The organism is Rhodococcus sp. BH5, from assembly GCF_027583855.1.
Classification (GTDB): domain Bacteria; phylum Actinomycetota; class Actinomycetes; order Mycobacteriales; family Mycobacteriaceae; genus Rhodococcus_F; species Rhodococcus_F qingshengii.
Genome location: NZ_JAJHVW010000004.1, coordinates 56,594 through 69,046 on the forward strand (window position 1 = coordinate 56,594; position 12,453 = coordinate 69,046).

The 12,453-nt window shown below is 61.5% G+C and carries 13 protein-coding genes; 7 read left to right on the top strand and 6 right to left on the bottom strand.

Annotation, left to right across the window (positions count from 1 at the left end):
• The first annotated feature begins 179 nt into the window (after positions 1 to 179).
• Genes RhoBH5_RS12005 through RhoBH5_RS12015 form a run of 3 tightly spaced genes read left to right on the top strand, consistent with a single transcriptional unit; the run spans position 180 to position 2,593 of the window.
• The gene (locus RhoBH5_RS12005; RefSeq protein ID WP_003945489.1) at positions 180 to 1,136 is read left to right on the top strand and encodes a daunorubicin resistance protein DrrA family ABC transporter ATP-binding protein; all 957 of its coding nucleotides are present in this window, start codon (positions 180 to 182) and stop codon (positions 1,134 to 1,136) included.
• Positions 1,133 to 1,933 carry an ABC transporter permease gene (locus RhoBH5_RS12010; protein ID WP_003945537.1) on the top strand — a complete coding sequence of 267 codons (801 nt, stop codon included), beginning with the start codon at positions 1,133 to 1,135 and terminating at the stop codon, positions 1,931 to 1,933. The genes RhoBH5_RS12005 and RhoBH5_RS12010 overlap by 4 nt, the downstream gene beginning before the upstream one ends.
• A gap of 30 nt (positions 1,934 to 1,963) precedes the next feature.
• Complete coding sequence (locus tag RhoBH5_RS12015; RefSeq protein WP_270008348.1) at positions 1,964 to 2,593, top strand: TetR/AcrR family transcriptional regulator; 630 nt, start codon at positions 1,964 to 1,966, stop codon at positions 2,591 to 2,593.
• Here the strand turns inward: RhoBH5_RS12015 and RhoBH5_RS12020 are convergent.
• The gene (locus tag RhoBH5_RS12020; RefSeq protein WP_270008349.1) at positions 2,584 to 3,378 is read right to left on the bottom strand and encodes a putative protein N(5)-glutamine methyltransferase; all 795 of its coding nucleotides are present in this window, start codon (positions 3,376 to 3,378) and stop codon (positions 2,584 to 2,586) included. The genes RhoBH5_RS12015 and RhoBH5_RS12020 overlap by 10 nt on opposite strands.
• Before the next feature lie 209 nt (positions 3,379 to 3,587).
• Between RhoBH5_RS12020 and RhoBH5_RS12025 the strand changes: the two genes are divergently transcribed.
• Positions 3,588 to 4,748: a lipase family protein gene (locus RhoBH5_RS12025; RefSeq protein WP_047269627.1), complete on the top strand. Its 1,161-nt coding sequence runs from the start codon at positions 3,588 to 3,590 to the stop codon at positions 4,746 to 4,748.
• Positions 4,749 to 4,758: 10 nt separating this feature from the next.
• Here RhoBH5_RS12025 and RhoBH5_RS12030 read toward each other — a convergent pair whose 3' ends face one another.
• Positions 4,759 to 5,325 carry a TetR/AcrR family transcriptional regulator gene (locus RhoBH5_RS12030; RefSeq protein ID WP_007734055.1) on the bottom strand — a complete coding sequence of 189 codons (567 nt, stop codon included), beginning with the start codon at positions 5,323 to 5,325 and terminating at the stop codon, positions 4,759 to 4,761.
• A gap of 111 nt (positions 5,326 to 5,436) precedes the next feature.
• Here RhoBH5_RS12030 and zapE point away from each other — a divergent pair, with 111 nt between their 5' ends.
• On the top strand, positions 5,437 to 6,384 hold the full coding sequence (gene zapE / locus RhoBH5_RS12035; protein WP_270008350.1) for a cell division protein ZapE: 948 nt from the start codon (positions 5,437 to 5,439) through the stop codon (positions 6,382 to 6,384).
• A gap of 9 nt (positions 6,385 to 6,393) precedes the next feature.
• On the opposite strand, the gene RhoBH5_RS12040 is transcribed toward zapE, so the two are convergent.
• A complete protein-coding gene (locus RhoBH5_RS12040) occupies positions 6,394 to 7,143 on the bottom strand; it encodes a helix-turn-helix transcriptional regulator (RefSeq protein ID WP_042920562.1) in 750 nt (249 codons plus the stop codon).
• On the opposite strand from RhoBH5_RS12040, the gene RhoBH5_RS12045 reads away from it, so the two are divergent.
• The gene (locus RhoBH5_RS12045) at positions 7,118 to 7,963 is read left to right on the top strand and encodes an ABC transporter ATP-binding protein (protein WP_007734065.1); all 846 of its coding nucleotides are present in this window, start codon (positions 7,118 to 7,120) and stop codon (positions 7,961 to 7,963) included. The genes RhoBH5_RS12040 and RhoBH5_RS12045 overlap by 26 nt on opposite strands.
• Positions 7,960 to 9,267 carry an FtsX-like permease family protein gene (locus RhoBH5_RS12050; RefSeq protein WP_058039238.1) on the top strand — a complete coding sequence of 436 codons (1,308 nt, stop codon included), beginning with the start codon at positions 7,960 to 7,962 and terminating at the stop codon, positions 9,265 to 9,267. The genes RhoBH5_RS12045 and RhoBH5_RS12050 overlap by 4 nt, the downstream gene beginning before the upstream one ends.
• Positions 9,268 to 9,285: 18 nt before the next feature.
• Here the strand turns inward: RhoBH5_RS12050 and RhoBH5_RS12055 are convergent, their stop codons facing one another.
• From RhoBH5_RS12055 to RhoBH5_RS12065, 3 genes are all read right to left on the bottom strand, one after another.
• Positions 9,286 to 10,134 carry a sterol desaturase family protein gene (locus RhoBH5_RS12055; RefSeq protein WP_209922145.1) on the bottom strand — a complete coding sequence of 283 codons (849 nt, stop codon included), beginning with the start codon at positions 10,132 to 10,134 and terminating at the stop codon, positions 9,286 to 9,288.
• An 82-nt stretch (positions 10,135 to 10,216) separates the two neighbouring features.
• Positions 10,217 to 11,026 carry a PE-PPE domain-containing protein gene (locus RhoBH5_RS12060; RefSeq protein ID WP_003945630.1) on the bottom strand — a complete coding sequence of 270 codons (810 nt, stop codon included), beginning with the start codon at positions 11,024 to 11,026 and terminating at the stop codon, positions 10,217 to 10,219.
• A gap of 188 nt (positions 11,027 to 11,214) precedes the next feature.
• Positions 11,215 to 12,402, bottom strand: a complete 1,188-nt coding sequence (locus tag RhoBH5_RS12065) for a serine hydrolase domain-containing protein (RefSeq protein ID WP_231782916.1) — start codon at positions 12,400 to 12,402, stop codon at positions 11,215 to 11,217.
• Between the last annotated feature and the right edge of the window lie 51 nt (positions 12,403 to 12,453).

Here is a 12,453-nt window from a genome sequence, read left to right on the forward strand (position 1 = left end):
CGGCTGTATTGGACAGGACTGGGACGTGTGGTCTGTTCCGTACCTCGTGGCCGAAAGGCACCGGCGAAACCAGGGAGGTGATTGCAGCCGGGCAACTGACGAAATTTCCTGGAATGTGTCGGCCTCCTGGGTCACACTGGGGAACGGACTACCGACGGATTACCGATGCGGGAGGGCTCATGACCGAAGCGATTGTGGCCGAGGGGCTGGTCAAGAAGTACGGCGACGTCACGGCATTGGACGGCATCGACCTGGAAGTGCGCGAGGGTTCGGTGATGGCTCTGTTGGGCCCCAACGGCGCCGGAAAAACCACTGCGGTAAGGATATTCACGACGCTGCTCATTCCGGACGGTGGACGCGCCAAGGTTGCCGGGCTGGACGTGGTCGAGGATGCGCGGGCGTTGCGATCCAAGATCGGTGCTTCGGGTCAGTACGCCGCGGTCGACGAGTACCTGACGGGCTATGAGAACTTGGACATGGTCGGGAGGCTGTATCACCTCGGCGCCCGAAGCAGTAAGGCCCGAGCGCGTGAATTGCTCGAGCAGTTCGATCTCGTCGAGGCTGGAGATCGGCCGGTCAAGGGCTATTCCGGCGGAATGCGGCGACGTCTCGATCTCGCCGGCGCATTGGTTGCTCGGCCGCAGGTGTTGTTTCTCGACGAGCCGACCACCGGCCTCGATCCTCGGGCGCGACTCGGTCTCTGGGACGTCATCGAAGGGTTGGTGGCTCAGGGGACCACGCTGTTGCTCACGACGCAATACATGGAGGAAGCCGAGAGGTTGGCCGACCAGATCGCCGTCATCGACCGCGGCTCGGTCATCGCGCGCGGTACTGCAGACCAGTTGAAGGCGCGGGTCGGGGGTGAGCGCATCGAATTGAGCGTGCACGAGGTCGAACATCTCGACATCGTCCGCGAGGAATTGCGCTCGCTTGCCGTGGGGGACATTCAGGTTCAAGAGAATGTCCGTCGCGTCACCGTTCCTGTCGACGACGGCACCGACGCGTTGGTCGCGGCGCTGAATCTTCTGTCGGCACGAGGCATCCGCGTATTCGACGTCGGCTTGCGCAGACCCACTCTCGACGATGTCTTCCTCACACTGACCGGGCACCAGGCTGAACTGGAGGATCAGAAATGACCGTGCAGATGGCGCTCGAAGACGGTTTGACCATCGCCAGGCGAAACTTGATCAAGATCAAGCGCGTTCCGGATCTGCTGGTGTTCACCACTTTGTCGCCGATCATGTTCGTGCTCTTGTTCGCGTATGTGTTCGGCAGTGCGATCTCCGTCCCGGGCACGTCGTATCGAGAATTCCTGATCGCCGGAATCTTCACGCAGACGGTCATATTCGGTGCTACCTGGACTGGTTTGGGGATGGTCGAAGACATTCAGAAAGGAATCATCGACAGATTTCGATCGCTGCCCATGGCTCCGTCTGCCGTGCTGACCGGCCGAACATCGAGTGACGTGTTGATCAACGTCATCAGTTTGGTGGTCATGTCGTTGACCGGTCTTCTGGTCGGGTGGCGGATTCACTCCAGTTTCCTCGAAGCGGTGGCGGGTTATGCGCTGCTTCTGTTCTTCGCGTACGCGTTGTCGTGGGTCATGGCTGTTGTCGGGCTTTGGATCCGGACACCGGAGGTATTCAACAACGCGAGCTTCATCGTCATCTTTCCGCTGTCGTTCATCGCGAACACTTTTGTCGAGACCACCAATCTTCCCGGCCCGCTCAAAGTGATCGCCGAATGGAATCCGGTGTCGGCGGTTACCCAGGCGGTGCGTGAATTGTTCGGCAATACCAATCCTGCGATGACGGTTCCGGATGCGTGGCCACTGCAGAATCCGGTCATTGCGTCGTTGTTGTGGACTTTCGGTTTGCTGATCGTCTTCGTGCCGTTCGCTATTCGTCGGTATCAGAAGGCAGTCAGCCGCTGACCTGGTGATTCCGGCCGGTAGGGTGGATATGTGCCGGAGCCCGAACGCATCGACAAACGCAGCCTGAGATACGCCGGGCGACGTGAGGAGTTGCTCGACGCGCTGACCCGCTACGTCATCGACAACGGTGTCGGGGAGTTGACGGTGAGGCAGCTCGCCAAGGCCGTGGGTGTGTCGCATGCGTCGTTGCTCAACCATTTCGAGAGCAAGGAGAATCTGCTCTCCGAGGTCATCGAGAACATGCGTGGTGAGTCCATTCCGATTGCGGTGCCGATGAAACCGGGGGTCGATCCGGCGACAGTGCTGACTGCGTGGTGGACCGAACGTACGACGCCGGAGGTCCTGCCGCGGTTCCGGGTGATGGTCGAGATCTACGCCCTCGCGCTCGGCGACCGCGACCGCTACGGACGGTTCCTGGACCGTTTTGTGGGCGATTGGATCGAGGCACTGGAAGCCGGTCTACGACAAGCGGGTTGCCCCGAGGACGATGTTGACTCTGTCGCTACTCTGTTGCTCTCGCAAATGCGGGGTCTGTCGATGGATCTTCTGGCCACCGGGGACCGGGCCCGCGTCGATCGCGCGTTCGGGCTTTTTGTCGACGGCTTTGCCGCCCGCGCTCGGGAGTGGTCCACGCCAGGATCCGATCGCCTTCAACGCTGACCGATCACCACGGTCGACGCGGTCTCGCTGTAGGTTGCCACCCGAGTGAGAAACCCTCCCCGAGTGAATGTTTCAACAGTCATTTCGACCTGCTCCGTACTCGTCTCGACGAGAAGACAGCCACCCGGTCGTAGCCACGGCGCGGCGTCCGCGATGATGCGACGCTGCAGGTCCAGTCCGTCGGTACCGCCGTCCAACGAGACCAGCGGTTCGTGAAGACGGGCTTCGGGCGGCATCAGCCTGATCGATTCGGTGGGGACGTAAGGTGCATTGGCGACGACGACATCCACGCGACCGAGTAAGTTCGTCGGCAGTGGTTCGAATAAATCGCCTTCGAGTACACGCTCGGGCGGTGTGATGTTTCGGCGAGCGCACCGCACTGCGGCCGGTTCCACGTCTACCGCGTACAAATCGACGGCGTCGAGCGTCGACTGCAGGACAGCACCGACAGCTCCTGAGCCGCAACACATGTCGACGACGACGCTTCCTGGGGTGACAAGTGAGCAGGCCTGCCAGGCGAGGAACTCGGTGCGCCGGCGTGGGACGAAGACTCCGGAGTCGATGTGAATGCGCAAGCCGCAGAACTCGGCCCATCCGAGGACGGGCTCGAGTGGTTCGCCGGCAACTCGTCGGTCGACCATCGCGTCGAGTTCATCGCGAGAGCGTGCGGTGTGAAGAAGTAGGCGAGCCTCGTCTTCGGCGAAGACGCAACCTGCTGCTCGGAGGATCGCGGCCACCGACTTCTGCTGCGAAGCAGGGAAGGTCGGGAGATCAGGTGCTGACATGAGAGAGCCTTTCGGCCTCCTGATCTCGCGGGGGACCTGCACGTATCGAACACCGCCACCCTACCCGAGCAGGCGTGTCACGACGGTCGATGCGGAGCGGAAATTTAGGTTGACCAAATGGTAAGGCTGTTCTATGGTCTGAACTCGATCAGCTGATGTGGGGCCGATCACCACATATGCACCGTCACCGCAATCGGTAGGAGAAGTACGTGAGTAAGCGACTGTGTAGGACGCTCGTCGGACTGAGTGCGAGTGCGTTGGTGGCGTTGACAGTTGCGGCGCCGGCCGGAGCGGAACCGAACGATGCTCCGGGTGCTGTCGTGAGTCAGGAGTTGCTCGGTCCCGACCGGGTGATCCCGGGTGCCGTGAGCGCAACGAAGGTCACGTACTGGTCGACGGGCCCGAAGGATGCGCCGATGACGAGTACCGGTGTGGTGTATCGCCCAGAGGGAGCTCCGCCCGAGGGTGGTTGGCCGGTCATCTCCTACGCGCACGGGACGGTGGGTGTCGCGGATCAGTGTGCGCCGAGCAGCAGTGTTCCACTCGAACGGACCGCGACGCATCTGGGTCACTGGCTGGAGCAGGGATACGCGGTCGTGACCACCGACTACGTGGGGCTCGGAACACCCGGTGTTCACCCGTATCTCGACGGTCGTTCCGCTGCACACAGCGTTGTGGACATGGTGCGTGCCGCTCGTGCGGTCGACGACGACCTGTCGAGCGCATGGGTTGCGATGGGGCAGTCGCAGGGCGGGCAGGCGACTATGTTCACCGCTTCGCTTGCCACTGCTTACGCGCCGGAGTTGGACTACCGCGGCGCTGTCGCTACTGGTGTCCCCTCGAACATCGAGAATCTTCTACCGCTCGGTGGTCCGGCTTTTCCGGCGCTTCCGCTCAAGGGTACGACGGTCTACATCGCGAACGTTCTTGACGGACTGCGTGCTTCGCGGCCGGATATCGACATCGACTCGTATCTGACCCCGCTCGGCAAGACCATCCTCGATGACGTCGAGAACAACATGTGCTACACCGAGGCGCGCACGAAGTACGGAACCGTCACACTCGGGCAGGTGCTGACGAAGTCGCTGGACAATCCAGTATTCATGGAGGCTGCGCGTGACCTGCTCACTGTGCCGACCGCAGGATACGACCGCCCGTTCTTCATCGGTCAGGGGTTGTCGGACATCGATGTTCCGGCACCGCTGACACTGAAGTTCGCGGCCGACCTTACTGCCAACGGTGTCGACTTTGCATTCCATACCTATCCCACTGATCATCTGGGAACCGTTCCGGCTTCGGTTCCAGACAGCACCCCGTTTGTCGCGGCACTGTTCTCTGGTCAACGGCCCTGCACCGGAAGCCTCTGCTGACCAACATCTTTCAGGCGGCACCAACTCCGCGCAGATAGATGTCGATCGGGATCCGAAGTTGCCGAACGGTTTCGGAGGAGCGGGGATCTCGGCTACGCGCTCCGAGGCAGTAGTCGAAGATCAAGCCCTCCAGAAGGCTCAGAAAATTTTCGGCGGCGACGTCAGGATCGTCAACGCCAATGATGTCGAAGACAGGCCTTGCCTTCTCCCGTGAAAACAGGCTGTCTTCGAGGAGTTGGTGCAATGCCGAATCTCGGGGAGTTTCCAAGAGCAGTGCATATCTCGCGATCAATTCGTGTCTGCGGTGCGAAAGAAGATCATCGAGATACTCGGCCGTCAGGGCAGCAGGATCGCTGGGCCTCTCGCGGAGTTCGTCGAATATCGAACGTGACCGGTGCACGATGTGCAATGCGGTTGCTTCGAGTAGTGCCTCGCGAGTGCGGAAATAGTACGACGTCGAACCGGCAGGAAGTTCCAGGGACTGATCAACCGCCCGATGGGTGAGTGCACGCGGGCCCTGCTCGGCGATGATCGTGACGGCGGATGCCGCGATGAGGGCTCTGCGATCAGGCTTCATGTCGTTCCTTGTTGTCGATGTTGCATGCTGCAGATGGTGCGTCGTGAGGGTCACATTGACTCGATTTGCCTTCGATCACTAGCCTCGACTCTACAGACGTAGAGGAGTCTTATGCTACTGGACGAAGAGCAGTTGGCGGCACGCGAAGCCCTCGACGCACTGCAGGCCCGGATCTCGGGCGGTGAGGTCGGGGGTGGGATCTATCTCTGGGGTAGCGTCGGCCGCGGGAAGACGATGCTCATGGACGAGTTCTACGACGGGCTCCCGGTCGGCAAGCGGCGCATTCACTTTCATCGGTTCTTTGCAGATCTGCACTCTCGGGCGCATGAACTCGGCTCGATGGGCGTGGCACTGGATCACGTCGTCGATGGAATCCGTGTGCTCTGTTTCGACGAGTTCCACCTCGACGACGTCGCCGACGCCATGTTCATGGCAAGGGTTCTCGACACAATCGTCGCGAAAGGCGTGACTGTTGTCGTCACGTCCAATGTTCCGCCGACCGATCTTCTTCCCAATCCGCTTTTTCACGAGCAGTTCGTTCCGTCGATCGAGTTGATGGAGCGGACTCTCGAGGTGATCGAGTTGGGTGGCTCCGTCGACTATCGGACGGCAGGAAAGCCAGGTGCCGGGGACTACCGATTTGCGACAGGGGAATTCCTCGTCGGCTCGGGAATTACGCGGCCTTCGGGCGAAAGTGTCGAATTGACGATAGGCACACGCACATTGGAGTGCTCGGCGATTCGAGACGGTGTCGTCTGGTTCGATTTCGAGGTGCTGTGCGCTGGTTCGACCGCGGCTGCCGATTATCTCGCGCTCGCCGCACGCTTCGACGACTGGGTGATCTTCGGAGTGCCGGTGCTCGCCCAGGCGTCGGAATTTGCCCTTCGCCGTTTCGCGAATGTCGTCGATGTTCTCTATGACGTCGATGCGCGGCTGACGATCTACGCCGACGCCTACGTCGAAGAAGTGGCAGGCAGCCTCCGGGACGTGCCGGGGTTGGCGCGCCTCTACAGTCGTCTGTCGCTACTGGCGAGGTCGGCGGCGGGCAGCATCAGTTGAGGAGTAGCGTCAATTCCAGGTGAGGCCGCCGGTCGCGGCGCTGGGCGTGAGCCCGAACATACTGTGGCAGATACGGTTGAGATGGGCGCTGTCGGTGAAACCGGCCTCGTGTGCACTGGTTGTCAGGGTTGCGCCACTGCTCATCACTTCCATGGCACGTCGTAGCCGCAACCAACGAATGTAGGTCGAAAAGCTCATCTGCAGTTGATCGTTGAAGATTCTTCCCAATCGGCCAGGTGAGATGGAGACCAGCGCGGCGGTGTCCGTCAGCGTTATCGGCCCTGAAAGTCGCTCGTGAAGTAGCGTCAGGGCATGCTCGAGCGCCGGGTGAAGAGCGCGTACGCTCGACGGCTGTCTACTTTCGGACAGTGAATCGATCAGCCTCGCTGCGTATTCCAGATCCGAATCAGCGCCGCGGTCCGTCATCGCTACTGCGGTCTGCCCACGGTCCGACCAGTCGGCCACACCACCGCGGCCCGGCTCCGGTGGCCTGATGCGCAGACCCATCCCGGTGGTGGAGTCAATGTAAATCGCCCGTCCCCGCGCACCCTCGGAGGCGGACAACGCGTGGACCGCCCCGGATGGAATGACCACGGACCGCACGACTTCACTGTGGCCGTCCCCGTCCGTGACCGTGACGTCCCCGTCGTCGATGATCATGATCTGAACAGCGGCGTGCGAATGCATGTGCGCGGATCCCACTGCGCCGGTGAACATGAGAATTCCGGGCTCCATGTGGACGGCGCCGGACCAGGTCATGTCGGAAATCATAGTGACGACCCTGACAGAGCTCGGGGTCCGGTCATCCTCCGGTAGGACCGCACTCGGTTCGAAGATCGTGCGCTGGGCCGATGTGCTGGCGAGGGGTTCACGAGAAGGTGGAATCATGAACAACGCACAAGCACCCGCAGTCCTGTCGGTCCACGCGCTGGGCAAGTCGTACGGCGACGTTCCAGTGCTCCGAGGTGTATCGCTGGAAGTGCGCGCCGGTACTGCTACGGCCATCATGGGTCCTTCAGGGTCGGGCAAGTCGACTCTGCTGCATTGCATGTCAGGAATCGTCAAGCCCGACTCGGGAGCAATCCTGCTGAGCGGCAGGCATATCGAGAACCTCGGTGAGAACGACCGCAGCCGCCTCCGACGCGAGTCGTACGGATTCGTTTTTCAATCGGGCCAACTGTTACCGGAGCTTCCGGCGATCGAGAACGTCGCTTTGCCCTTGGTGCTCAACGGGTTGTCCATCGCCGAAGCCAAGCGGACGGCGCACGGCTTCTTCGCGCCATTGGGACTGGACGGTCTGCAGGACCGTCGCCCGGGTCAGATGTCGGGTGGTCAGTCGCAACGTGTGGCGATTGCGCGAGCGTTGGTGACCAAACCCGCCGTTCTCTTCGCGGACGAGCCGACCGGTGCCCTCGACGCGCAGACGAGTTGGGAAGTGATGAGGGTGTTGCGTGATTCGGCTCAACAGATCGGTTCTGCGTTGGTCGTCGTCACTCACGATGCCGAAGTCGCTCGGTGGTGTGATCGCACGATGATGATGCAGGCCGGTTCGCTCGTCGGGACACAGGTGGCGGCATGAAGGCCACAGCGCGCGTTGCATTGATGACGATGCGAGGTGAAGGACGAAAGGCCTTGAGTACCTTCGCGCTCCCAGTGTCCGCATTTGCCGCCTCGACGACGTTCTTGCTGACGGTGCTCGGCGGCTACGGTGCATTTGCGGGCAGATCGAGCGAACCCGAAGCCGAGGCGTACCTAGCGCTCGCAGGGGTTGCTTCGGTGTTGATGATCGTTCCAGCCGTCACTCTCGGTCTGGCGGCGGCCCGCTTGGGCGCGCGCCGTCGCGACGAACGACTTGCCTCGCTTCGACTCATCGGATCCACCCCTCGCCAGATCGTTGCGCTGTGCGCTGCGGAATCGGGTATCCAGGGCTTGGCCGGTGCGTTGATCGGTGTGGTGGGATACCTCCTCGCGTTGCCGCTCGTAGCTCTCTTGAGATTTCAAGGTCGGACATTCGAGTGGAGTGAGCTTTGGGTAGGCGCACTTCCGCTGGTGGGCATCGTATTCGGAATGACCATCCTGGCTGCTTTGACGTCGATGCTCGGGATGCGCCAGGTGTTCGTGAGCCCGTTGGGCGTCACGGCGGGCAATCCCAGCGCCGCACCGAAGATGATCTTCGCGGTGGCTGGGGTGGGGGTTCTTGTGGGATGGAGTGCATTCGGGGGCTCCGCGGCAAGCATCGCGGCAATCCTGGTGGGCCTTGGTCTCTGCTTCGGCGTTGTTGCGTTGGTCGGTCCGTTCGTCATTTCGCTGCTTGGACGGATCATGCTCAAATGCGCCAAAGACGGTGCTTCGCTGATTGCGGCGCGTCGGGTCTTGGATAATCCGAAGGCTGTGTGGCGCACGGTCAGCGGTGTGACGATGGCCAGCTTTGTTGCCGCAGGCACATCTCTCCTCGCCGCGATCGGCAACGGGGAAGGGCAGGATTTGCAGCCAGGGCAGGAGTTCCTGTTCGCGGACATGAGAACCGGGGTGTTGTTCACTCTCGGAGCAACATTCACGTTGGCGGCAATCTCGTCTGCGCTCACCCAGGTATCCGGGATCCTCGACAACCGTGAGCTGTATCGGAGTCTGACTCTGGCCGGTACACCTGTCGAGGTGATGGACAGCGCCCGCATGCGGCACGTTCGCACTCCCGTGGTGGTGATGGCACTGGCCGGCGCCGGCGCTGCACTGCTGTTCCTCTTCCCGCTGGCAGGGGCAGCCGTATTGACCACTCCGATGGCGCTGGTTCAGTTGGGCGTCACCCTGGCTGTGGGGATCGCGTTGGTGTTGGCCAGTGCGTTTGCAGCCAAGCCCGTCATGCGACGGGTACTCGCGGGCTGAATCTCCACCGATCGTCCGTCAGTTCTGTCTCCGGAACGGTTCGGCCAACTGGCCGAGGTAGTCGTCCGGGTAGTCGGGCTTGGCCGCCATTCCGAGATCGTCACTGCTGAATCGCTTTTCCGGATCGAAAGAATAAGTGCGGAACAGGTGATCCCAGATCAGAGTGAACAAACCGAAATTGACGTCACCGATTCCCGCCCACTTGAGGTGATGGAATCGGTGGCCGGCGTTGAGGGCGAGTATCGGGCGCAGGGGGCCGATGCGGTAGTCGGAATTCGAATGCTGAAGCAGGAGTTGGACAGCGACACAAACCGCGAGCGCCGAGGCAACTGGAACGGGCATCCCGAGGAGGATCAGTGGCAGGACGCCACCGGCGGTTTCGAAAGTCTGATGTACGGGGTGCTTCATCAGTCCGTTCATACCGTAGAACCGTTCGAGGCTGTGATGAACCGCGTGGAAACGCCACAACCATCCAACCTTGTGGCTGATCAAATGCACGACGGTGATGCCGAAATCGGCAACCAACACTGCGAAGACGACCTGAACGACAAACGGAAGACCGATCGGCCACAGCCCGTCGAACGGAATCACCGCTGCCATCAACGGGATGACCGCGACGCTGACCAGGATGAGAGATTCGTTGACAAACGCATGGACCGCGTCGCGAAACCTGTCCGGTCCGGGGGCATTCCACGAAGATTCGTAGGGAAGCGTCCGTTCGGCCGCGAAAGAGCAGACCACTGCGAAGAGAATCAATGCCACCAGTGACCATTTCGGCGCGCCGGATGCCGCCAGCGCGATTGCGGCTCCGTTGATTCCCAAGAGCATGAACGGGACGTACCCGTATCTGACGATGAAGGTGAGCATGTATTCGATGGTGCACGGCGCGGGTGGTCCTCGACTTGTACGAATCGGTCGACTTTCAGTCAGCCGAACAAGCGGTGTCGCGTTACTTCGTCAGCACGGTGGCGAGTGCAGCGCTCAGATACGGAGTGATGTTCTCGACGACCCGTGTCACGATCGCAGTGGCGACGTCAGCCGGTTGCAGTGGCACCGACGGTGTCTGCGGCAGCGCCGGGGGAGCAGGCGGAGCGGGCTCGGACATCATCGGCGTGTAGGTGTTGTGCTTCGTGAAGTAGCCGAAGACCGAATCCACGAACACCTCGGGCGCATCACGCGGCTTGGGCATGTTGCAGATGCCGTCACCCTCGATGCAGACTTCCTGCACTGCGATGTCTCCGAATCCGCCGCGTGCTCCGGACATCGTCGCTCCCGGAACGACATTGGGCACTACGGTTTCGATGCCCCCGGCCGAGTTGCGAGGGTCGGCGTAGAGGACGCCTTCGACTTGCGATTGGGGAATGGATCCGTCACGTGCGATGTCACCGAGAACGTCGCCGGCAATCCGTGCTCCCTGTGAGTATCCGGTGACGACGATCTCGCTGCCCGGGCACTGAGCGTGGAAAGCGTTGACTTCAGTGCGAAGCGTCTGGGCGCCGGCGGCAACGCTCTGGTCGTACGTCTGTTCGCCGAGCGGCCAGAAGCTGGCGGGGTAGGTCACCGGCTTGGAGGCGTAACCCTGGGCGACGTAGCGGTCGGTGACGGGTTGCGTCGTTTGTCCCGTCGGATCCCACGTTCCGCCGACCGCGAATACCGCACCGGCCGGGCACGACCCACCGTCATTCGGGTCCGCTCCGGCAGGTACCGACATCACAAGAGTCACCCCCGCTGTGACTGCAACCGTGCATGCCACTGACATCGCGTATTTCCTCATCGGGCCTGTCCCCATCTATCTACGTTCTCGTTCACTGGCGAGACAACCCGCGGTCCGACGCGTTTCGTTCGGTACTGAAGAGAATGGTGATGGGGCGATAAGTCCTGGAGGTAATCCGTGCGTAAACAGGAAGTTGCCGACCGGCGCTGTTTACTACCAGCGTGTGTGGGGCGTCACGGCGTCGGTACCTGCGGCGGGTGATCCGGCTCGAGGAGGGTTCCGATCTCCTTCCCCATCGACACGGCGTTGTTGAGGTCCGCGTTGGTTGTCGGCCCGAGTGTGGCGTAGACGACGATCGTCGTCTTCGAATCGGGGTAGTAGAGCGCGAGACCGTTGTAACCGCCGTACGACGGGTTCATCACCAGCCAGCCGTCGAGGTGCCCGGTCCCGAAGGAAAAGAACTTGTCCGCCGTCATACTTCCCAAGCCCGCAGTCGTCGGCGCCATCTGCTGCTCGAAAGCCTTGTCGGATAGTAACTCTCCCGTTCCCAGTGCGCGCACCCACTTTCCGACGTCGGCGACAGGCGCGTTCATGTTTCCGCTGTGCAGGAACGCCGTCGGATTCCAGAAAGTGGAGTCTTCGAATACTCCACGTTCATTGGTGTAACCGTGCAGGATCGGTTCGTCCATCTGCGACGTGAGTACAACGCTGCTGTGATCCATCCCGAGCGGATCGAAGACGCGCTGCTGAAGTAGTTCGCCCAACGGCTTTCCGGTCGCCTTCTCCATGACGTCGCCGAGCAGCGTCAGGTCGCTGTGCGCGTACGCCCAACTGGTGCCGGGTTCGAACAACGGCGGGCGGGAGTTGGCAAGATCCAGGATCTCTCGAGAAGTCCAGCCCTTCATCGGGTTGTCCGTGAAGAGTTTGAGGAACTGTGGATCGGTCACGTAGTCGGAGATGCCCGACGTGCTGTTGGCCAGCATTCGCGGAGTGATGGTGTCTGCGCGTGGAAAGTTCGGTTCCCACTTCGCGATCGGTTGATCGAGGGGAAGCGTTCCCTCTTCGTCGAGTTGCAGCAGGACTGTCGAGAGCATCGGTTCCATCGGTTGGCCGACGCGCAACTGCATGTCGGTTGTCGCCGGAACTCCGACAGGGGACTCTCCGACGGCGCCGAGAGCAACTTCGTCGTCGCCTCGCCACACCCCGAACACAGCGGCACTGAGGCCCAAGTCGGCCACTTGGCGGCGGACGATGTCCGTGATCTCGGTGGATTCCCGACTGCTCGAGGTGCTGGGAGAGGCGCTGCCCGTGTTTATTGCGGAGTCATCGTCGGAACTGCACGCAGCGGTTGCAATGGCAACGGTCAAGGCGATCGACAGAGCAGACAGCCGCACCCGAGCGCGGTGGTGGGAGGAAGTCATGCCTGCGATCCCTTCGATGTGGAAATCGAGCAACCGACGCCGAGCAATGTC

What these genes read in the sequence shown, in the direction of transcription:
- RhoBH5_RS12005 (WP_003945489.1), top strand. Translation starts at nt 180, where the DNA reads ATGACCGAAGCGATTGTGGCCGAGGGGCTGGTCAAGAAGTACGGCGAC.
- RhoBH5_RS12010 (WP_003945537.1), top strand. Translation starts at nt 1,133, where the DNA reads ATGACCGTGCAGATGGCGCTCGAAGACGGTTTGACCATCGCCAGGCGA.
- RhoBH5_RS12020 (WP_270008349.1), bottom strand. Translation starts at nt 3,378, where the DNA reads ATGTCAGCACCTGATCTCCCGACCTTCCCTGCTTCGCAGCAGAAGTCG.
- RhoBH5_RS12030 (WP_007734055.1), bottom strand. Translation starts at nt 5,325, where the DNA reads ATGAAGCCTGATCGCAGAGCCCTCATCGCGGCATCCGCCGTCACGATC.
- zapE (WP_270008350.1), top strand. Translation starts at nt 5,437, where the DNA reads ATGCTACTGGACGAAGAGCAGTTGGCGGCACGCGAAGCCCTCGACGCA.
- RhoBH5_RS12045 (WP_007734065.1), top strand. Translation starts at nt 7,118, where the DNA reads ATGTGGACGGCGCCGGACCAGGTCATGTCGGAAATCATAGTGACGACC.
- RhoBH5_RS12040 (WP_042920562.1), bottom strand. Translation starts at nt 7,143, where the DNA reads ATGACCTGGTCCGGCGCCGTCCACATGGAGCCCGGAATTCTCATGTTC.
- RhoBH5_RS12050 (WP_058039238.1), top strand. Translation starts at nt 7,960, where the DNA reads ATGAAGGCCACAGCGCGCGTTGCATTGATGACGATGCGAGGTGAAGGA.
- RhoBH5_RS12055 (WP_209922145.1), bottom strand. Translation starts at nt 10,134, where the DNA reads ATGCTCACCTTCATCGTCAGATACGGGTACGTCCCGTTCATGCTCTTG.
- RhoBH5_RS12060 (WP_003945630.1), bottom strand. Translation starts at nt 11,026, where the DNA reads ATGTCAGTGGCATGCACGGTTGCAGTCACAGCGGGGGTGACTCTTGTG.
- RhoBH5_RS12065 (WP_231782916.1), bottom strand. Translation starts at nt 12,402, where the DNA reads ATGACTTCCTCCCACCACCGCGCTCGGGTGCGGCTGTCTGCTCTGTCG.